Genomic DNA, 19,756 nt, shown 5'->3' with positions numbered 1-19,756 from the left:
CGCGTCCGTGTGGTGAAAACCGACTCTCGTGCGCGTCCGTGTGGCGAATAACAGATCCTGTGAGACTACCGACGGCAGTTGGATTGGCCGGGCGAGACGGCGATGGGCGCGACCGGAATCGGCCCCGGCCGGGTTCGGAGCCGAGACGAATTCGATCGATCGAACCGGTGCCCGGTCGAACGCCCTCAGTCGGCGTCGAGGATCTCCAGCTCGGGATCCGCCTCGATGATCGCCGACAGGTGCGGTCCCAATCGATCGAATCGGTCGGTCGGTTCCACCAGCCCGCGCTCTCGGTCGTACTCGACGACGTCCGCATCCGACAATTTCGGTACGTGTCGATGGTGCAGCGACAGGTGGATTCGGTTCACGTCGTCGCCGGGAACGTCGGTGATCGGCGCGCCGTGACGTTCCTCCGCAACCGCTCTCGTCAGGTCGTTCAGCGTGAGCGCCCGCCGTTCCCTCTCGATGACGGCGAGGGCGATCCGTCGAGGCTCGTCGCGGCACAACTCCAGAGCGATGTCGAACTCGCTCGGTCCGGCGTCCATTTCCGTTGGATAGCAGAGGGCGTTCCTTCAGCGCTCATCCTTCGATGGAAGGATTTTATGTGCGCGTCGGCTCGGCGGGCGTTCGGTTTCGCGCACACCCCGTCCGATTCATTCGGCGGTCACGACGAGGGTCTGCTCGACCAGCGTTCGGTACCCCCGGTGGAGCAGTTCCGACAGCGACTGGGGGGTGATGTCCAGCTCCGCGGCGACGTCCGCGAGGGTCACGTCCCCTGAGGTGAAATACTCCATCTCCCACGCGGTCACGAGGGCGTCGTTCTGCTTTTCGGTCAGGCCGTACTGCCTCCCCGTTCGGGGCTGGGCGAGCTCGTGGAGCTGACCGAGTCGAAACGGAACCGCTCGCTCGTCGCAGTGGTTCTGGAACCGATGGAGATCCTCGTACTCGTCGAATCGCATGCAGAGCGTCCACTCGTCACAGCGCCCGCTGGCCTCGAGGATGGTCGCGCCGACCTGGGTGTACGCGTAGACGACGGCGTCCGTCTTGGCCGTCCACTTGGCCCGGAACAAGGTGGACCGCTCGAAGTCGTCCAACCGACGGAGATCGCGAACCGTGGGGTCGGTCTCGCTCGCGGCCTCGAACTCCTCGACGTCGTCGCCGCTCACCCAGAAGTACGGCGTGAGCACCCCGTCCGTCGCGACGACGCGCTCGACCTCGACGGCCACCTCTGGAAGCTCGCGTAACGTATCGCCGAGTGCGAACTCGGCGGCGGGAACGTGGAATTCCCCGAATAGGCTCATGCCGGATAGCGGGCGGTCGAACGAGAAAAGGCGACGGGATGTTCTCACGGGTCGAAAGCGCGGTCGATACGACCGTTCGACCGACCGGCGGGACGAGCGGCGACGGCTGATGCGCTCGCCGCCCGTCCGATGTTCGTCGCGCCGGCAGAGGACTGATAGCGCGATACGATCACACGGATTCGAGGCGGAAGCCCACGACTTTAGTTGCGGGAGGAAGCCGACCCGGCAGTGTGCGCTCGGACGAGACGATCGGACGACCGCCCGTGTGCCACCGATCCGAGGCGGGGCCGTGAGTCGGGTTGTGCATCTGAGCGGTCGCGAACCCGTTCGCAGCATCCGCTCCGCCGCGGTTCGAGTCCCAGCATCCGCTCCGCCGCGAATCGGGTCGCAGCATCCACGCGGCCGCGGGGTCGAGGCGGTCGTGATCGCTTCGCCCCTACACATTTTGACGCGGTAGCTATCGACGTTCGACCCGCAGATTGGACTACTGGTGCTCGAAAGTGAGTTATAATTTCTCGGAGTCCGATCGTCTCTACGACGTTCTCCTCGTCGAACCGAACCCCGATCGCGTCTCCCGGTTCATCGAGTCGTTCGAGAGCACGCCGACGACGAACGAGGTCGCGGTCGTCTCCGACGGCGAGGAGGCGTTCGAGTTCATCGATCAGCGCGGCGAGCACGCCGACGCGCCCCGCCCGGACCTCGTCCTGCTCGACCTTCACCTGTCGGACGACGACGGTCCCGAGCTCCTCGCCGAACTCAAAGAGAGCGCCGAACTGCGCCAGATTCCCGTCCTCGTGCTCACGCCGTCGGACGCGTCGGAGGACATCGTCCGCTCGTACGAGCTCCACGCGAACGCGTACCTGCGAAAGCCCGACTCGTCGGCCGAGTTCGATCGTCTCGCGCGGGCGATCGAGGAATTCTGGCTGAAACTCGTCCGCCTCCCACCGAAGGAGAGGTGACGTTCCGTCGCTCGCCGTCGCGGTCTCTCGACTGCCGACCGACCGAAGGCCTCAGCGACGCTACGTAGCCGGTTCGGCTACGCCGACGTGGCGACTCTCTCGGACGATGCGCCGGCCCATCCCGCGGAGACGGACCGACCGCGGTACTCGCGACGGATCCGTTCGATCGGTACGCACGAATTCGACCGTCATGGAAACCGGTCGGACGGCGGCCGTTCACGGCGACGAGGGTTCGACCGTGGATGGCCGGCTACCGTCGCCACCTCGATTTTGCGGTCTCACTCGCGATCGCGGGACGATCCGCCGTCTCCGTCGGCCGACTCGCGGACGACCGTGATCCCGAAGCCGTCGAACTCCAGGACGAGGTCGACGAATTCGCCGGGATCGATCGGCTTCTGGACGTACGCGTCCGCGTCGATGCCGGCCGACCGGACGAGATCGGCTTCGGTCGCCGAACTCGCCAACACGATCGTCGGAATCTCGCGCAGTTCGAGGTGATCGGCGAACGCGTCCACGACGCCCTCGCTGCGCGTTTCGAACGGGTGCAGGTCCGCGAGGACGACGTCCGGACGCGGCGCATCGACGTACTCGCCTCGCCGGAGGACGAAGTCGAGCGCCTCGTCCGCCGTGTACGCGACGTGGACGTCGTTTCCGATGCCGGCCTCGGCGAACAGCTCGCGGAGGAGACGGACGTCGCCTCGGTTCGCTTCGATCAGGAGGATCTCGACGGCGCGATTCTCGTGGACGGCGCGGCCGCTCGCGGCGGCATCGGACGGCGGATCGGATCGTCGATCGGCGGTCATTCGATCAGTCGGTGGGACCGCCGGACGAGTCGGTGGTTCTCTCGGGCGGGTCGTTTCGCGCGTCACCCGGCGGTCCACGGCGGCCCACGCCGCCGTCCGTTCCGGCGAATATCCCGCCGCGGGGTCGAGGGACGCGACGACCGGCCCGACCCCGACCGCTTGCCGGTCGACGGCGGGCAGGGTCTCCGTCCCGTCGACGCCGCACGATTCGCGTCTCCCCGCGGGCCCAAGAGGGTTCCCGGTACGGATCTGCGAGACGTGCTCGAGCGTTCATCGGCGAGCGGTGCGATTCGGTCGGCTGCCGCCGACGGTCCTCCCGGACGGATCGATCCGTTTGGCCTCCGGATCGTAGTCCAGAACGCCCGCATCGACCATTATGGGCAGGTGCGTGTGGTGGAGCGAGACCGTCACGCGCTTGACGACGTCCTCGTCGGCGGCGTCGAGCCCGCGCTCGCGTGCGGCGATCCCGGTCGCCAGCGACGCGAGTTCGATCGACGCCGTCTTTCCCTCGAGGATATCGAGCGTCAGTCGGCGTCGCTCCGCCGCGAGCAATTCGTGACGGTCGCTCTCGGTCAGTTCCACTGCTTTCGTACCATCGTCAGTCGTCGCGTTCGGGGGAGGGGACATTTGTCTCGGATCGATTCGGCCGTCGGCCGCCGGCTCGTATCGCGACAAAGAATTCGTTCACTCCTAAGGGTATACTAGAACCGGTTAGGTTCTGTTCGCGAGCGTAACTGGGTGGTCGCCACGTCGCCATAACGGATCGCCGATGGATACGGAGCCCGGGGACGAATCTCTCGTCCCGGGTACAGAACGTCGACGGGACTCCGTCGACGGAACTCTAATGTTCCGGGAGCCCGGTACGGAGATAATGACGTCGGGATCTCTGACCGAGAGCCTCCGGGAAACGCTCGCCACCTTCGACGGGTCCGACGAACCGCGGACGACGCCCGAGGTGGCCGAGCGCCTCGACCTCGGCCGACGGAGCACGTACGCCCGTCTGAAACGCCTCGTCGAGCACGACCGGCTCGAGACCAAGAAGGTCGGCGCGAACGCTCGCGTGTGGTGGCGACCGCCGACGAACGCCGACGCGACGAGCCCGGATCGCGAGGCGGCCGCGGGGGCCCCAGACGACGTCCTGGACGCCGTCGACGTCGGCGTCGTCGTCCTCGACGTCGAGTCCGAGGTCGTCCGGATCAACGCCGCGGCGGAACGGTACCTCGGGCTCGACCGCGAGCGTGACGTCGGCGCGACGTACCGCCGCCTCGTCGAGGAGCGCGTCGCGCCGGTCGTCGAGGACCCGGCGACCTTCGCGGAGACGGTCGCTGCGACGCCCGACGCCGACGCGGAGGCCGAAGGCTTCGAGTGTCGTGTGACGGGGGGTGACGGGATCGAGGAGCGCTGGCTCGACCGCCGGAGCGAGCCGATCGAGTCCGGCGAGTACGCCGGCGGACGGGTCGAACGCTACGTCGATATCACCGACCGGACGCGCGGTGAGCGGCCCCGTCGAGAGGACCGTGCGCAGTTCGACTCGCTGATCGAGGCGGTCGAGGAGTACGCCATCTTCCGACTCGATCGGGAGGGCCGGGTCGTCACCTGGAACGAGGGAGCGAGGGAGATCAAAGGGTACGCGGCCGACCAGATCCTGGGCGAGCACGTCTCGACGTTTTATACGGACGACGACCGCGACGCGGGCGCCCCCGAGCGAAACCTGAACGCCGCCGCCGACCGCGGCTCGATACGGGAAGCAGGCTGGCGCATCCGAAAAGATGGCTCGCTCTTCTGGGCGAACGTCACCATCACGGCGATCCGCGACGACGACGGTTCGCTCCGAGGCTACGCGAAGGTGACGCGCGACACGACCGATCGCCGCGAGCGGGAGCGCGAGCTCCGCCGCGAGCGAGACCTCACGGAGCGACTCCTGGAGACCGCCCCGGTCAGGCTCGCCGTCTTCCGGGCCGACGGGTCGGTCGAGCGGATCAACTCCCGGACGAGGCGGGCGCTCGGTATCGACGAAACGGCCGCCTCAGAGTTCGAAATCGAAGATTTCGACGTCTACGATGCCGACGGAGATCCGATCTCGTCGGCGGACCACCCGGTCCCGCACGTGATCGAGACCGGGGAACCGGTTTCCGACTGGCTGGTCCAGCACGACGGGCCCGGCGGCGGTCGTCGGTGGGTTTCGCTCACCGTGACGCCGCTGTTCGACGACGACGGAGCCATCGAGCGGGTCGTGGTCGCCGGCAAGGACGTGACGGCGCTAAAGCGGACGGAGCGCCGGCTCGAACGCCAGCGCGACGAGTTGCGGGCCGAACTCGACGAGGTGTTCGAGCGAGTCTCCGACGGCTTCTACGCGCTCGACGAGGAACTCCGGTTTCGCTACCTGAACGACTACGCGCGGGCCGCCATGGGACTCGACGAGTTCGCCATCGGTGCGGACATCCGGGAGGCGGTCGACCTCGCGGAGCCGCTCGAGCGCGCGCTGTACGAGGCTCGCGACTCCCAGCGACCCGTCGCGTTCGAGGACTACCACGACCCGGTCGACGGGTGGTTCTACAACGCCCTCTACCCCTCCGAGAGCGGGCTCTCGGTCTACTTTCGCGAGATCACCGACCAGAAGCGCCGCGAACGCGAGTTAGAACGGTACGAGCGCATCGTCGAGACGGTCGACGACGGAATCTTCGTCCTCGACGGCGACCGCCGGTTCACCGCGGTGAACGACGGATTCGTCTCGCTGACCGGGTACGAGCGGGACGAGCTCCTCGGCGCCGCCGCGGAACTCGTGTTCGGGAACGAGTTCGTCGAAATCGCCGACGAGAAGCAGGTAGAACTCGAATCGGGCGAGCTGGGCGTCGCCGTCCTGGAAGAGGAGCTGTACCGGGCCGACGGCACCTCCGTCGCCGTGGAGAGTCGGTTCGACCGATTCGCGGTCGGGGACGGCGAGGCGGGCCGCGTCGGCGTCGTCCGCGACGTCGGCGACCGGATCGAGCGCGAGCGCGAACTCGAACGCCAGCGCGAACGGCTCGCGGCGGTCAACAGCATCAACGAGGTCGTCGGCGAGATTACGGGGGCCGTCGTCGATCGGTCGACCCGGGAGGAGATCGAACAGGCCGTCTGCGACGCGCTGGCGGCGTCCGACGCGTACGAATTCGCGTGGCTGGCCGCCGTGGACTCGACGACCGACACCTTCGAACCGCGCGCCACGGCCGGAACCCGAGGCTACGCCGACGAGATCACGATTTCGATGGACTCGGACGAGCCGACGAGCGAGGGACCCGGCGCGACGGCCGTCCGCGAGCGGGAGACGCAGGTCGTCCGCGACGTGTTCGCGGACCCGGCCTTCGAACCGTGGCGGGACGCCGCCGCCGAGTACGGATTTAGCGCGGTGGCCGCGATTCCGGTCGTCCACGAGGGGACCGTCTACGGCGTGCTCGGCGTCTACGCCGACCGTCCGAACGCGTTCGATCGGGTGGAGCAGGACGTCGTCGGTCAGATCGGCGCGGTCGTCGGCCACGCCATCGCCGCCGCCGAGCGCAAGCGTGCGCTGCTGAGCGACGAACTGGTCGAACTCGAATTCCGGATCCCGGACGCGTTCTCGACGGTCGACGTCGCTGTCGACACCGACGGGACCATCACGCTCGACCACGCGGTCCCGGTCGGCGACGACCAGTTCCTCGTCTACGGCACCGCGACGCCCGACGCGCTCGACGCGGTGACCGAGCTGGTCGAGGCGCTCCCCTCCTGGGGGGCGGTCACCGTCCGCTCGGACGGCGATCCCATCCGCTTCGAACTCGAGGTGAGCGACCCGCCGATCCTCTCGGTCGTCGCGTCCCTCGGCGGGTACATCGATCGAACCGTCATCGAGGACGGCGACGTCCGGCTCGCGATCCACCTCGCTCCGACCGCCGAGGTTCGCCACGTTATCGACGTCATCGCGGCCGAACACCCGCAGGCCGAGATGCTTCGTCGCCACCAGATCAGTCGACAGGCGGACGACCCCCAGCGCATCCACCGCCGACTCGTGACCGAACTCACGGAGCGACAGCGTGCCTCCCTGGAGGCCGCCTACCGCGCGGGATTTTTCGAGTGGCCTCGCGAAACGTCCGCAGAAGGCGTCGCCGAGTCGCTAGGCGTGGCCCCGCCGACCTTCCACCAGCACCTGCGGAAGGCTCAGCGGAAGGCGTTCGATCTGCTGTTCGCACCCACGACGTGACCTGCCGGATCGGTCCCTCGACCACGGGTGAGGGGCCCGCGACCGTCGAATTGCCTCGGGCCGCCCGCGTCGACGTGAGGGGTCGGGCCGCCCGCGACCGCGCGCGGAGCTCGGCCGGAGACGTTCGGTCCCCTACCCGCCGCGCTCGTCCACCGCCGGAAGCGTGAACGAGAACGTCGAGCCCTCCCCGGGTTCCGACTCGACCCAGATATCGCCGTCGTGGCGCTCGACGATGCGCTCGCAGAGCGCCAGTCCGATTCCCGCTCCGGCCCGCTCGTCCCGGAGTGTCACACGCTGGAAGATCTCGAAGACGTGCTCCTGATCGGCCGGATCGATGCCGAGTCTCCCGTCGCTAACCGACACCGTCCACACCGTGCCGTTTCGCTCGGCGGAGACGCGGATCCGCGGAGGGTCGTCGCCGCTGTACGTGACCGCGTTGTCGATCGGGTTCTGGAACGCCTGCCGGATCTGGCGCTCCTCCCCCTCGACCCGGGGAAGCTCCTCGATCGACAGTTCGGCGTCGGTTTCGCCGAACCGAACGTCGAGATCGTCCCGAACGTCCGCGACAACGTCCTCGAGGTCGATCGGCCTGAACGGTTCTCCCCGGGTCTCCACGCGGGAGTACGCGAGGAGTCCGTCGATCATCGATCGCATCCGGTCCGCGCCGTCGACGGCGAACTCGAGGAACTCGCGCCCCTTCGCGTCGAGTTCGTCCTCGTCGCGACGTTCTACGAGCTGGAGGTACGAGGAGACCATCCGCAGCGGCTCTTGCAGGTCGTGAGAGGCGGCGTAGGCGAACTGTTCGAGGCGCTCGTTGGACGTCTCGAGATCCGCGACCAGCCCCTCGAGTTCCCGCTGGTACCGGTGGCGTTCGATCGCTTCCGCGAGGACGGTGGCGACGCTCCGGATGAACGCGACGTCCTCGTCGGTGAAAGTGCGTCGTTCGGTGTCGTGAGTGCCCAGAATTCCCCACGGTTCGTCGTACGGGCCGCTGATGGTGCTGATGCCGCTCCGGACATCGTGGCTCGTCGGCAGTTCCGGACCGCCGAACCGCGTTTCCGTCTCCAGGTCTTCGACGACGATCGGGCGGTCGCTCGCAGGGTGCACGTCGCCTGCGAGTCCGCTTCGAGGGCCGATACCGTCGCTTCGCCCGCGAGGCCGTCCCTCAACCCGACGCCCTGGCGGAGCAGGAGTTCGTCGGTTTCGGCGTTCGGGTCGAGCACTTTGCAGTACTCGTCGTCGAGGACGTTCGCCACCTGTCGGGTCGCCTCGCGCACGAGCTCGTCCGGGTCGTCTGTCTCGAGCGCGAACTGGTCGAGATCGGCCACGGCTCGCTGTTGGCGTGCCCGCCGGGCGAGTTCCCGTTCGCGCTGCGTTCGCTCGGTGGCGTCCTGGGACATCGATAGGACGGCGTACCCGTCGCCGGCGTCGTCGGTCACCGAGTGGGTGCGGAACTCGAACGTCCGCCCCTGAACCGCCAGCTCGAACGAGGCCGACTCGCCGCCGAGCGTCGCGCGGTAGTTCCGCTCGATACCCGCCAGGAGCTCTCCCGGGTAGACGTCCTGGATCCGCTCTCCGCCGAGCGTACCGAACGAGGATCCTCGTCCCGAACTCGTCAACTTTCCTCGCAGGGCGGTAGCGTCTCGCAGGCGGCCGTCGGTCCGCTAGGCGCTCGACGTCGACGGCACCTCGCGCCCCGAGGCCCGCGAACCGATTAGGACGGTGGAGTGTCACCCCGGCGCCCGACAACCGTTATGCCAATCGGTAGCATATGATTCTTCCCTGCGAAGGGGACGAGCGCTCATGGTAAAAGAAGTAAACTGTAAAGCGGCGGGATTCGACGACTGTGAATTCCTCGTTCGGGACGAAAACGAGGACGAGCTGGTCGACCTCGTCCAGCACCACGCCGAGCAGACCCACGACAAGACCGTCTCTCGGGACGATATCGAAGGGCTGATGCGGGACGTCTGATCGCTGCTCTGCCGATCACCGTCGATCCCATCGCCGCTATTTTCGGCGACGTTTCGCTCGAAGCGACCGGACCGCGGCCCCGGCTTGGGCGACCGGGATCGGCAACTGCCCGAGCGCGGATCGGACGTCACGCGTCTCAGCTTCCGCCGATTCACCGTCTGGAGCGCGCCGTCAGTGGGCGGAATCCTCGACCGAGAGAAATCCACGTTTCTTATACCGTCCGGGCCGTGATATCGTGGTGAGGGCACGTAGCTCAGTCCGGATAGAGCGTCGGACTTCTAATCCGACGGTCGTGGGTTCGAATCCCATCGTGCCCGTGATTGTGCGACGAGCGGAGGCGAGGAGCGAATCGCGAACAACGATGGGTTCGAATCAGGGAGGTCGCAGGCTCGCGAGCGGAGCGAGCGAGACCGTCCGACCGTGGTTCGAATCCCCTCGTGCCCGCTGCGTCGGGACGAACGAACGTGAGAAGCGAATCGCGACCTTCCGTGACCGGTCGATGACGCGGGCTGACCCGGCGCGAACTCCTCGGTGGAGCGTCTGATGGGACAGTTACCGCCGAGCCGAGCATCGACGCCACGGCCAGGGCCTGCTCTGGAACGGCGGCTAGGTCACGGCCGACGAGCGAGCGCGCCGTCGGTGTGGCCGGTCGGACGAACGAGGCCGTCCCCCGCTAAGACGGCGCCAGCCACGCCGCGTTCGGCGCGGGCGTATCGAGCGAGGGACGCCCCGTCGAACTCGACGATCCCGATCGGATCGACGGCACCACGGACCGACACTCCGTCACCGGTGGAGACCGACGGCGACGATAGCCGAACGGTTGACGGGTGTTGGGTGTGGCGGGCCTCTGCACGTAGGTTCCCCAGTTAGAAGACTCGTCACCGTAAATCGGGTATGGCATCTCGAACGGCCGGACGAACGGACACCGGAACGCGGACTCGACTCGAACCGTGGCAAGCGGGCCTCGTCGGCGGCGTCGCCGGCGGCGTCGCGTTCGGCGCGATGATGACGATGACGATGGGGCCGATCATCGAGATGGCGATCCCGGGGATGTACGGCCTCGGGCCGTCGCTCGCCGTCGGCTGGGCGATCCACATGCTCAACTCGATCGTGCTCGGCGTCGTCTTCGGAGCGCTCCTCGGAACGACCGGGTTCGGGAACCGGCTCGGAAGCAACGCCAGTATCGCGGCGGCGGGGCTCGCCTACGGGATCGTCCTCTGGCTCGTCCTCGCGTCGTTCGTCATGCCGGCGTGGGTCGGCGCGATGACGGAGATGGCGCCGCCCGTCCCCGACTGGAACGGACAGAGTCTGCTGGGACACGCCGTCTACGGCGTCATTCTGGGACTGGCGTACGCGCTCATCGCGCGAACGTAGTCCCCCACTTCGGCAGCATCTGATGTCCGCTCCCTCTGCAACATCTGATATCCCCTCCCTCCGCAGCATCTGATGTCCCCTCCCTCCGCAGCATCCGTTTTTTGTGCCACCAATTCGCTACCTCGCCGCCCGGTACGACGACCCCTTCGCCCAGTAGGACGGACTCGCCGTCGAGACGACGCTCTGTCGAAGTCGACACGACCGGCAACCGCGGAATCTCACCCGAGCGGGCGGGTGTCGGTGGTCGTTCCCGACGCCGCCGCTCGGCGTTCTGCGTCGCCGTCCCCTCGCATTCGTCGGGTGCTGCCGTCGAAGCGTTTGCTGTCACACGGACGCCCCGTCGACGTCGATCTTGCCGGCCACGTACACGAAGCTCAGGAGCAACAGACCGACCCCGACCGGCAAGAGCCACGCGAACATGGTCAACAACAGGCCGCTCGCCTGGATTCCGAGGGCGATCAGGACCACCGGTCCGCAACAGACGGTACCCGACAACAGCGCTGGCAGCGACGCGAACAGACCGGATCCCGCACCGATCCCGCAGGCCGCCGGTTGCACGACCGCGAGGTAGGTCAGTCCGAGGTTGACGCCGACGAGGCCGGCGAGAGAGAGGCCGAGCGCCACGTTGACCGGCGAGACCAGCACTCGAACGACGCCGGTGTCGAGGAGTGCGACGGCCTCGAACGACGCCGGACCGGTCCGGTCGAACATGCGGGCCGTCGGATCGTCGACGACGATCACGTTCGCCGCCACGTCGGGTCGAAATGCGAGGTCGCCCACGGCCCAGAGAAAGGCCGCGAGGTAACCGACCGTGACGACGGCGGCGATCGCCAGCGAATCGTGCCGACGAAAGACGAGCACCAGTGCGGCGAGCGTTCGGTCGATCCGTCGCCGCGGATCCGGAGCGAACCGATCGTCGATGCTCATTCGTGGACCGCCGTGGACGGATAGTACCCGTACCAGGCGAACCACATCGCGTCGAACCCGATTTCGCGCTCGAGCGGAAGCGACTGCGGGTCGTACCGGGTGCCGGCGACGGTGAGGACTCCGTCGTCGCACTCGACCGGTTCGTCGTCGGGGTTCCGATACGCGTAGCCCGTATCGAGCGCGTCGTCGTAGACGGTCACGTATCGAACGTCGTTCATCGTCCCCTCGATCACCTCCCGCTCGCGGAGCGTCGCTTTCGGGACGGCCATCGCGCCGTCGGCGTTCCGGACGCCGATGACGACCTCCTTCGGCGGGAACCGATCGTCGGTCGCGAGCGGACTGAAGAGCGTCGCCTCGTTCTCGTAGTACCCGACCGGCGGATTGTAGGCCCCGTACGGATCGTCTCCGTAGTTCCGAACGTACCCGGTATCCTCCGTGAGCACGACCGTCTCCGGAAACCCGTCCCTCCAGCGCTCCCACGTCGTCCAGGTGACCTGAAACTCCTCGAGGTAGGCGCCTTCGAGCGGACCGCGGACACCCCACGCGAGCATCTGGGGCCACCACGTCTCCGTCCCGCGATCGTACATGACGAGGTTGCTGTTGATCAGTCGGCCGGAGACGCCGAGCTCGACGTCGCCGCGGTAGAAGCCCTGGGCCGTCCCGGTCAGCGGACAGTACGTCACCGCGACCGATTCGCCGCCGACGACGTCGTTGACGATCTCGTGCCACACGAGGGTGTACTGGGGGTAGGCCTTCGACTCGCCGTTCAGTTCGACGCCGAAGACCGGATCGCCGTCCGCCAGGTTCGACGGCGGATCGTCGGCCGAGGCGAACTGCGGGTCGTCGACGGAGGGGATGCCGTCCTGTCCCGGGCCCCCGGAGAGGCTCGCGTCCTCGAGTTCGTCGGTCGCGTACTCCTCGGGGAGCGATCGATCGGCCGTCGGCGGTCCACCGGTCGACGCGTCCCCCGCGCTCGCCGTGCGATCGGGGCCGCCGAATCGATCCAGACAACCCGCCAGGGCGACGAGGCCGACGGCGCCGCTCGAGCCGAGAAGGGATCGCCTGGAGAGGGCCGTACGTCGTCGTCGGTCGTCCATACGTATCGGACGGACGCCGTCACGATAACCGGGCGCAAGTCGTGTGCGACCGACACACAGGCGCAGTTCGGATTCCTGTCACCACCGATCGACGACGACCTATTCGGCGAACGCGTCCGCCTCGCCCAGATCGTGAATCACGGTCGCGCTCGTCCGAATCCCGTTCTCGAAGCACTCGAGATCGAGGTGCTCGTTCGGCGAGTGGTTCCCCTGGTCGGGGTTGGCGTACGGGACGATCAGCACCGGAACGTCGGCGAGCGCGGGCACCTCCCGGAAGTAGGCGGCGGGGAGGCTGCCGCCGAGGACCGGGAACTCGACCGGGTCTCTCTCCCAGACGGCCTCGAGCGCCGCGGCGATCGGGTCCGCGACCGGCGCGTCGATGGGCGTCTTCAGGGGCGGGAACGTCCCCTGTTTGGTCACCTCGACGTCGGGGTGGTGGGCCGTGACGTGGTCGCGGACGGTTTCGAAGACGTCGTCGGGATCCTGGTGGGGAACCAGTCGGCAGTCGAGTTTGGCCGTCGCCGTCGAGGGAAGCACCGTCTTCATGCCGTCGCCCCGGTAGCCCGACGAGAGGCCGTTGATCGTCAGCGTCGGGCCCAGCAGCAATCGTTCGTAGTACGGCAGCTCGGACGCCAGGTGGGTGAGCTCGAGTTCCTCCCGTATCGCCGCCTCGTCGGTGGGGACCTCCTCGACGGCCGCCCGGTCGGCCGCGGTCACGTCGATGCCCTCGTGGAAGCCGTCGATCGTGATCTCGTCGCCGTCGCGCATCGACGCCAGCACCGCGACGAGTTCCGTCGCGGCGTCGGGGACCGGCCCGCCGAAGTTCCCGGAGTGCAGGTCGGTGTTCGCCGTCCGAAGGTCGAGCTGGAACGAGAGGACGCCCTTGTTCCCGTAGGCGATCAGGGGCCGTCGCTCGCGGGCGCCCCGGCCCCCGCCGCCCGACGCGGGGCCGAACATCGGCCCGTCAGCGACGTAGACGACGTCCGCGTCGGCGAGTTCGGCGGGATTCGACGCGAGGTAGTCCCGAAAGCCCGCGCTACCGCTCTCCTCGCCGCCGTCGAGGACGAGTTTGACGGTCACCTCGGGGAACGCGTCCGCCTCGAGCAGGGCGTCGACGGCGAAGGCGTGGGCGGCGAACTGGCCCTTGTTGTCGCCCGCGCCGCGGGCGTAGATGCTGCCGTCTCTGACGGTGGGTTCGAACGGCGGCGAGTCCCACTCGGTCTCGGCCCCCGGCGGCTGGACGTCGTAGTGGCCGTAGAAGAGGATCGTCGGCGCGGCGTCGTCCGCGAGCCGCTCGGCGTAGACGACCGGATAGCGATCCGTCTCGATCCGTCGCACGGTCTCGAACCCGAACCGGGAGAGCGTTTCGACGACGAGGTCGGGTGCGGCGTCCATCCCGTCGCCGGTCGTGCTGACGCTCGGCTGTCTCAGGAGCTCGAACAGCGCCTCGCGGTAGTCGTCGAGGTTCGCGTCGATCGCCCGGTCGATGGCGGCCTCCATACCGTGGGATTCGTCGCGGTCCGCATCGGCGTTTCGATCGAGCCGTTCGGTCGCGTTCGGCTCGATCGCCCGGCCGGTCGTCCCCGACGCCGGCGGGCGGGGCGGTCCGGATCCGGTGCGGACCGACGAGCGATCGCCGCCGGTTCGGTCGACGGTCGCGATCGCCGTTCGGGGTCGGGCGCGACCGCTCCGAGGACGGCTCGTCCGGGCACCTTCGGGACGTTCGGGTCGAGGCGGCGGAATGTCGGGTCGGACCGTCGCGGGGCCGGCCGGGGTGAGAAGGCTTTTGTATCCGATGGGCCAAACGGTGGTATCGGGGTTTCGGGCCGTTCACGGGCGAGCCCGCCGGGGCTCACGGCACCGGACCCGCCGTTTCGACGTTCGGCGTTCGATCGACCGCTTCGCGAGTCGGGCGCGTTCGCCCGCCGCCGTCCCCGCGGTCGAACGAGCGCCGATCGAACTCATCTATGAGCGACACCACCGCATCTCCGTCGGACCTGTACGACCGCGTCGACGCCGAACTGCCCCCGGAACTGGACGTCTCCGAGGTCAGGTACGAGGGGCCCGACCTCGTCGTCTACACCGAGACGCCCCGCGAGTTCGCGAAAGACGGCGACATCATCGGCACGCTCGCGCGAACGTTCAAAAAGCGGATCACGATCCGGCCGGCGCCGGGGACCCAGTCGAGTCCCGACGAGGCGCGGGCGGCGATCCAGGAGATCGTCCCCGACGAGGCGGAGATCCGCGAGCTGGAGTTCTACGCCGAGGTCGGGGAGGTCGTCATCGAGGCGGAGAAGCCCGGCCTGGTGATCGGCCGGCGCGGGAGCACCCTCCGGGAGATCACCGAGGAGATCGGCTGGACGCCCGAGGTGATCCGGACGCCGCCGATGGAATCGTCGACCGTCGACAACGTCCGGAGCTTCCTGCGTCAAGAGCGCGGCGAACGCCGGGACTTCTTAGAGCGCGTCGGCGAGGGGATCCACCGCGAGCCGCCGAACGAAGTCGACTGGGTCCGCGTCACGACGCTCGGCTGCTGTCGGGAGGTCGGCCGGGCGAGCTTCCTCCTGAACACGCCGAACTCGAAGATCCTCATCGACTGCGGGGACAAACCCGGCGCCGAGGGCGAGGTCCCGTACCTCCACGCGCCCGAAGCGTTCGGCGCGGGCCCGCAGTCGATCGACGCCGTCGTGTTGACCCACGCCCACCTCGATCACAGCGCGCTGCTCCCGCTGCTGTTCAAGTACGGCTACGACGGGCCGGTCTACACTACGGCGCCCACGCGGGATCTGATGGGACTGCTGCAACTCGACTACCTCGACGTCGCCGCCAAGGAGGGTCGCACGCCGCCGTACTCGAGCGAGCAGGTCCGCGAGGAGATCAAGCGCACGATCACCGTCGATTACGACAGCACCACCGACATCGCGCCGGACGTCAAGCTGACGATGCACAACGCCGGCCACATCCTCGGCAGCGCCGTCTGTCACTTCCACGTCGGGAACGGCTTTCACAACGTCGTCTTCACCGGCGACATCCACTACGAGCCGACCCGGCTGTTCAACGGGGCCGTCAACAACTTCCCCAGGGCCGAGTCGATGATCATGGAGTCGACGTACGGCCGGCGCGGAGATCACCAGACCGAGACCGCAGAGAGCGAGGCGCGCGTCGCCGAGCTGATCCGAGAGACCCACGACGCGGGCGGCAAGGTCGTCATCCCGGCGTTCGCGGTGGGGCGCTCCCAGGAGCTGATGCTCGTCCTGGAGGAGGCGATGCGCGAGGGCGAGATCCCGACGATGCCGGTCTACCTCGACGGGATGATCCGCGAGGCGACGGCGATCCACACGGCCTACCCCGAGTACCTCCGCGACGGCCTCCGTCAGCGGATCCTCCACGAGGACGAGAACCCCTTCCTGGCCGAGCAGTTCGACCAGGTCGACGGCGGCCACGAGATGCGCGAGCGGATCGCCAGCGGCGACCCCTGCATCATCCTCTCGACGTCGGGGATGGTCACCGGCGGACCGATCATGTCCTGGCTCGAGCTGCTCGGCCCGGACCCGAACAGCACGCTGCTGTTCGTCGGCTACCAGGCCGAGGGCACGCTCGGCCGCCGGATCCAGAGCGGCCGAACCGAGGTCTCGCTGGACGACCGCCGCGACCGGGCGGACCGGGTCACCCTCGAGTGTCGCATCGAGTCCGTCAGCGGCTTCTCCGGCCACGCCGACCGGGCGGGTCTGGAACGGTACGTGAAGGAGATGAACCCTCGCCCGGAGCGGATCCTCTGCGTCCACGGCGACGAGGCGGCCACCGACCAGCTCTCCTCGGCGCTCTACCAGCAGTTCGACGTGCGAACCTACCAGCCGAAGAACCTCGAGACGTTCCGGTTCTCGTAGGCGGCGCCGAGGGGCCCTTTCGTCCGCGCTTGGAGGCGGTGCCGAGGGGCCCTCTCGTCCGCGCTTGGAGGCGCTCCCGGGGAGCGCTTCGGTCACTGGGTGACCCGGATTCGCCGGTGAAAAAACGCGTCGACGCGAGCCGGAATTTTCGATTCGAAATACCTTTCGTCGCTCCGTCGAAGTCCGACCCGTGAACGAGGACAGGTTGCAGTTCTGGGCGCTCTACCTCACCCGGTTCTCCGAGGGGTTCGGGTTCATCACGCTGGTGACGCTCCTTCCCTACTACATCAACGAGCTCGACCCGTCGGGAACGACGATCCTGGGGATCTCGGTGAGCGCCGGGCTGGTCATCGGCATGTACACGACCGGGTTCACGCTCGCCCAGACCGCGGCCGTCGTCCCGCTGGCGTGGGCGGGCGACCGGTTCGACAAGCGGACCGTCCTGCTCGTCGTGCTGGCGATCGGGGTCGCGGTCTACGCGTCGTTCCCGATCGTCGACTCCAGCGGATCGTTCATCGCGATCCGCGCGCTCCAGGGGATCGCCGTCACCGGTGCCGGCCTGATGACGCTCTCGCTGGTCGGCCAGCTCGCCGAGGTTGGGACGCGAGCAAACCACATCGGGAAGGCGAACGCGGCGAGCTTCGCGGCGTCGATCGTCGGCGGGCTCAGCGCCGGCGGCCTCTACGACGCCTTCGGCTTCGGACCGATATTCGCCGTCATCGTCTGCATCATGCTGGTCGCGTGGCTGATCGCGTTCCGCTATCTCGGCCCCGACGAGACGCGGATCGAGGGATTCCCGTTCGCGGGCCTCGCGCTCAACAGCCGGATCCTCACGATCTCCGCGTTTCGCTTCCAGTACGCGTTCTCGGTGACGCTCGTGCGGACCTGGGTGCCGATCTTCGCCGGGGTCGCCGCCGCGGAGGGCGGACTGGCCTACGGCGGGATCGCGGTGGCGCTCACGGTCACCGTCGAGAAGTTCACCAACATGTGCTGTCAGCCGTTCACCGGCCGGCTCTCTGACGTCTACGGCCGCGCGCTGTTCGTCTTCGCCGGCGGGGCGGCCTACGGCGTGATCGCGCTGTTCGTCCCGCTCTCGCCGGCGATCGGCGCCGCGTTGAATCTCCCGTCGGAGCTCGTCGTCGCGCTCCCCGGCGCGATCGCCGGGCTCGCGCTTCCCGGCGTGGTGCCCGTCGAGGCCGTTCCGGGCCAGCTCGTCCTCGTGTCGAACGTCTCGCCCGCGTTCCTCCCGCTGGTCGCGCTCTCGGGGCTTCTCGGCGTCGCCGACAGCTTTCGCGAGCCGGCGAGCATGGCGCTGTTCGCCGACGAGGGGACCAGCGAGGGCGGCGTCGCCTCGAGCTTCGGGATCCGCGAGCTCGTCTGGCGGCCGGGCAGCGTCGTCGCCCCGCTGCTGGGCGGCTGGCTCATGGTCGAGGTGAGCATGGCGTCGGTCTTCACCCTCGGCGGCGCGTTCGCGCTGACCGGCGCGGCGACGTTCCTCGCGATCCTCGTCACCGTTCACGGTTCGCGGGCGCTCACGACCTGGTGAGCGGGCTTCGCGTTCGGGCGTCGGACCACGCCGGGCGAGCGCGGATCGCGGACCGGAGCCACCGACGCCGATCGTTCCGGCGGGTTCCGGACCGCCCGTATCCGCTCAGCGACCTCGCGTCCACTGGACGTCGAAATCCGTCTCGTCACCCGTCGCCTCGACCCACACCACGGCGTCGACCAGACCGGCGAGCCGGCGCATCGTCCGATCGTCGTGTCGCGTGTACTCGATTCCGAAGACGGCGACGCCGCCGGTCGATCGCTGTCGGTCGACGAGTTGCTCGACGACGCGGGTGACCTGTTCGAGCCGCGTCTCCGCGAGCATCGGCGAGAGCGACCGGACGACGACGTCGATCGTCTCGCAGTCTCTGGACAGCGTCGACTCGAGCTGCTGGAGGGCGAGCACGATGCGAGTCAGTTCGGAGGGGTTCGGCAGCGAAACCGTGGGGTGCTCCTGGAACGGCGCGGAGGGCCGGTTCCCGCCGCTCGCGTCGACCACGGCAAGCCGGCCCGACGCGGAATCGTCCACCACCGCCCGATGCTGGTCGATCGTTCGCTCCGCGTCGACGGCGGTCGTCAGGACGAGCCGGCAGTCCGCCGGGTCGGCGTACCGGTCCGAGAGGCGGAGCGTCAGCGTGCGGTCGTCCATCGGAGCGGGCTTCGCGACGAGGATCGACGAGCCGGCGGGGAGCTCGTCCGGCAGGTCGCGCAGGGCGCCACCGTCGTCGTCCGCGGCAGGGTCCATTCGATTCATCGGGAGGGGGTCGTGCGCGACGGGGAGGGAAGCTCGCGATCGTACCGGGAGAGGAGCCCCGGGCCGTTCGCGAGGCGCTCCGGCGCGTCGAACGGGTCCGACGCCCAAGATCGTGGCGGGGTGCATCCGGAGAGGGCAACGAGGCCGCGCCGCTGTCCCCCGTTCGTTCAAAACCGACCCGTAAATACGTTTCGCTGCATACATCCGGAACGATCGGCGGGAAACGACAACGAACGTCGGACTATTGGGGACCGATCACGAACGCCGGCATATCGGGGACCGATCACGAACGCCGGCATATCGGGGACCGATCACGAACGCCGGCACATTTCGAGTGAGTGCGCACCAGCGTCCCGGCCGCTCGACCGGTTCCCGACACCACGTCCTCGACTCGCGGATTCGGGGTCCTGTACCGTCGTGTGAAGCCCCGCGGCCGCGCCGGAACGCGCGCCGAGGGCCCGACGGTACGTTTCGCGCCGTTCGCGGGTGATCCGCGGGCACGGCTCACGGCGCCATCGTGCGAGACGCGGGATCGGCGAGCGACCGGCCGGAGATGCCCGGATCAGACGAGCTGGATGAGGTTGCCGTTGCGCGAGACGTGGACGTCGCGACCCAACGTGTAGCCCTCGTCCGAGGCGAGGTCGACGTACCCCGACAGGCCCTTCAGGTTCTGGTGGGCGGGGATGACGTGCTGGGGCTGGAGGGCATCGAGCATCTCGTAGTGGCCCTCCTGGTTCAGGTGGCCGGAGACGTGGATGTCGTCGTAGACGCGCGCGCCCTGCATGCCCAGCAGCTTCTCGGCCTGGTAGCGCTGGCCCTCGTTGGTCGGCTCCGGAATGACGCGCGCGGAGAAGACGACCTTGTCGCCGTCGTCGAGCTCGTAGGGCGTCTCGCCGCGGGCCATCCGGGTCAGCATCGCCCGGGG

The 19,756-nt window shown here is 68.3% G+C and carries 16 protein-coding genes and 1 tRNA gene; 7 read left to right on the top strand and 10 right to left on the bottom strand.

Annotated features, from left to right (window positions below; genetic code table 11):
• Window positions 1–185: 185 nt before the first annotated feature.
• Both QZT59_RS01325 and QZT59_RS01320 read right to left on the bottom strand, forming a co-directional pair.
• Window positions 186–545 carry a hypothetical protein gene (locus QZT59_RS01325; protein ID WP_290810268.1) on the bottom strand — a complete coding sequence of 120 codons (360 nt, stop codon included), beginning with the start codon at window positions 543–545 and terminating at the stop codon, window positions 186–188.
• 108 nt (window positions 546–653) lie between these two features.
• Window positions 654–1,301, bottom strand: a complete 648-nt coding sequence (locus tag QZT59_RS01320) for a bacterio-opsin activator domain-containing protein (protein ID WP_290810266.1) — start codon at window positions 1,299–1,301, stop codon at window positions 654–656.
• 500 nt (window positions 1,302–1,801) lie between these two features.
• On the opposite strand from QZT59_RS01320, the gene QZT59_RS01315 reads away from it, so the two are divergent.
• Entirely contained in the window at window positions 1,802–2,260 is a 459-nt protein-coding gene (locus tag QZT59_RS01315; RefSeq protein WP_290810264.1) for a response regulator, read from the top strand.
• 278 nt (window positions 2,261–2,538) lie between these two features.
• On the opposite strand, the gene QZT59_RS01310 is transcribed toward QZT59_RS01315, so the two are convergent.
• Together QZT59_RS01310 and QZT59_RS01305 are read right to left on the bottom strand one after the other, a co-directional pair.
• Window positions 2,539–3,063 (bottom strand): response regulator, encoded by a 525-nt coding sequence (locus QZT59_RS01310; protein ID WP_290810262.1) that lies wholly within the window; start codon window positions 3,061–3,063, stop codon window positions 2,539–2,541.
• A gap of 270 nt (window positions 3,064–3,333) precedes the next feature.
• Complete coding sequence (locus QZT59_RS01305; protein ID WP_290810260.1) at window positions 3,334–3,645, bottom strand: hypothetical protein; 312 nt, start codon at window positions 3,643–3,645, stop codon at window positions 3,334–3,336.
• Window positions 3,646–3,934: 289 nt separating this feature from the next.
• On the opposite strand from QZT59_RS01305, the gene QZT59_RS01300 reads away from it, so the two are divergent.
• The gene (locus tag QZT59_RS01300; RefSeq protein WP_290810258.1) at window positions 3,935–7,276 is read left to right on the top strand and encodes a PAS domain S-box protein; all 3,342 of its coding nucleotides are present in this window, start codon (window positions 3,935–3,937) and stop codon (window positions 7,274–7,276) included.
• Window positions 7,277–7,408: 132 nt separating this feature from the next.
• On the opposite strand, the gene QZT59_RS01295 is transcribed toward QZT59_RS01300, so the two are convergent.
• Entirely contained in the window at window positions 7,409–8,383 is a 975-nt protein-coding gene (locus QZT59_RS01295; RefSeq protein WP_290810256.1) for an ATP-binding protein, read from the bottom strand.
• A gap of 696 nt (window positions 8,384–9,079) precedes the next feature.
• On the opposite strand from QZT59_RS01295, the gene QZT59_RS01290 reads away from it, so the two are divergent.
• From QZT59_RS01290 to QZT59_RS01280, 3 genes are all read left to right on the top strand, one after another.
• Window positions 9,080–9,247, top strand: coding sequence for a DUF1059 domain-containing protein (locus tag QZT59_RS01290; protein ID WP_290810254.1), 168 nt, complete (start codon window positions 9,080–9,082; stop codon window positions 9,245–9,247).
• Window positions 9,248–9,489: 242 nt separating this feature from the next.
• A tRNA-Arg gene (locus QZT59_RS01285) sits at window positions 9,490–9,564 on the top strand.
• A gap of 577 nt (window positions 9,565–10,141) precedes the next feature.
• Window positions 10,142–10,621, top strand: a complete 480-nt coding sequence (locus QZT59_RS01280) for a histidine kinase (RefSeq protein WP_290810252.1) — start codon at window positions 10,142–10,144, stop codon at window positions 10,619–10,621.
• A 324-nt stretch (window positions 10,622–10,945) separates the two neighbouring features.
• Here the strand turns inward: QZT59_RS01280 and QZT59_RS01275 are convergent, their stop codons facing one another.
• The 3 genes from QZT59_RS01275 to QZT59_RS01265 all read right to left on the bottom strand — a co-directional run bounded on the left by QZT59_RS01275 (window position 10,946) and on the right by QZT59_RS01265 (window position 14,145).
• Window positions 10,946–11,548: a hypothetical protein gene (locus QZT59_RS01275; protein ID WP_290810250.1), complete on the bottom strand. Its 603-nt coding sequence runs from the start codon at window positions 11,546–11,548 to the stop codon at window positions 10,946–10,948.
• Complete coding sequence (locus QZT59_RS01270; RefSeq protein WP_290810248.1) at window positions 11,545–12,645, bottom strand: DUF3179 domain-containing protein; 1,101 nt, start codon at window positions 12,643–12,645, stop codon at window positions 11,545–11,547. Before QZT59_RS01270 ends, QZT59_RS01275 begins: the two co-directional genes overlap by 4 nt.
• Window positions 12,646–12,744: 99 nt before the next feature.
• Window positions 12,745–14,145: a M20/M25/M40 family metallo-hydrolase gene (locus tag QZT59_RS01265; RefSeq protein ID WP_290810246.1), complete on the bottom strand. Its 1,401-nt coding sequence runs from the start codon at window positions 14,143–14,145 to the stop codon at window positions 12,745–12,747.
• Between the two features lie 467 nt (window positions 14,146–14,612).
• On the opposite strand from QZT59_RS01265, the gene QZT59_RS01260 reads away from it, so the two are divergent.
• Entirely contained in the window at window positions 14,613–16,532 is a 1,920-nt protein-coding gene (locus QZT59_RS01260) for a beta-CASP ribonuclease aCPSF1 (RefSeq protein WP_290810244.1), read from the top strand.
• Between the two features lie 190 nt (window positions 16,533–16,722).
• Window positions 16,723–18,078 (top strand): MFS transporter, encoded by a 1,356-nt coding sequence (locus QZT59_RS01255; RefSeq protein ID WP_290810242.1) that lies wholly within the window; start codon window positions 16,723–16,725, stop codon window positions 18,076–18,078.
• Window positions 18,079–18,183: 105 nt separating this feature from the next.
• On the opposite strand, the gene QZT59_RS01250 is transcribed toward QZT59_RS01255, so the two are convergent.
• Window positions 18,184–18,822: a hypothetical protein gene (locus QZT59_RS01250; protein ID WP_290810240.1), complete on the bottom strand. Its 639-nt coding sequence runs from the start codon at window positions 18,820–18,822 to the stop codon at window positions 18,184–18,186.
• Window positions 18,823–19,393: 571 nt separating this feature from the next.
• Window positions 19,394–19,756: MBL fold metallo-hydrolase RNA specificity domain-containing protein (locus tag QZT59_RS01245; RefSeq protein ID WP_343195715.1), on the bottom strand; the 363-nt coding region annotated here is incomplete at its 5' end.

Origin of the sequence: Halovivax sp. (genome assembly GCA_007119345.1) — an archaeon.
GTDB lineage: Archaea > Halobacteriota > Halobacteria > Halobacteriales > Natrialbaceae > Halovivax.
This window is presented reverse-complemented; position numbering and strand designations above follow the sequence as displayed.

Excerpts from the sequence above, each read along its gene's own strand:
- QZT59_RS01310 (WP_290810262.1), bottom strand. The coding sequence starts at position 3,063 with ATGACCGCCGATCGACGATCCGATCCGCCGTCCGATGCCGCCGCGAGC.
- QZT59_RS01270 (WP_290810248.1), bottom strand. The coding sequence starts at position 12,645 with ATGGACGACCGACGACGACGTACGGCCCTCTCCAGGCGATCCCTTCTC.
- QZT59_RS01280 (WP_290810252.1), top strand. The coding sequence starts at position 10,142 with ATGGCATCTCGAACGGCCGGACGAACGGACACCGGAACGCGGACTCGA.
- QZT59_RS01325 (WP_290810268.1), bottom strand. The coding sequence starts at position 545 with ATGGACGCCGGACCGAGCGAGTTCGACATCGCTCTGGAGTTGTGCCGC.
- QZT59_RS01275 (WP_290810250.1), bottom strand. The coding sequence starts at position 11,548 with ATGAGCATCGACGATCGGTTCGCTCCGGATCCGCGGCGACGGATCGAC.
- QZT59_RS01290 (WP_290810254.1), top strand. The coding sequence starts at position 9,080 with ATGGTAAAAGAAGTAAACTGTAAAGCGGCGGGATTCGACGACTGTGAA.
- QZT59_RS01265 (WP_290810246.1), bottom strand. The coding sequence starts at position 14,145 with ATGGAGGCCGCCATCGACCGGGCGATCGACGCGAACCTCGACGACTAC.
- QZT59_RS01320 (WP_290810266.1), bottom strand. The coding sequence starts at position 1,301 with ATGAGCCTATTCGGGGAATTCCACGTTCCCGCCGCCGAGTTCGCACTC.
- QZT59_RS01250 (WP_290810240.1), bottom strand. The coding sequence starts at position 18,822 with ATGGACCCTGCCGCGGACGACGACGGTGGCGCCCTGCGCGACCTGCCG.
- QZT59_RS01260 (WP_290810244.1), top strand. The coding sequence starts at position 14,613 with ATGAGCGACACCACCGCATCTCCGTCGGACCTGTACGACCGCGTCGAC.
- QZT59_RS01300 (WP_290810258.1), top strand. The coding sequence starts at position 3,935 with ATGACGTCGGGATCTCTGACCGAGAGCCTCCGGGAAACGCTCGCCACC.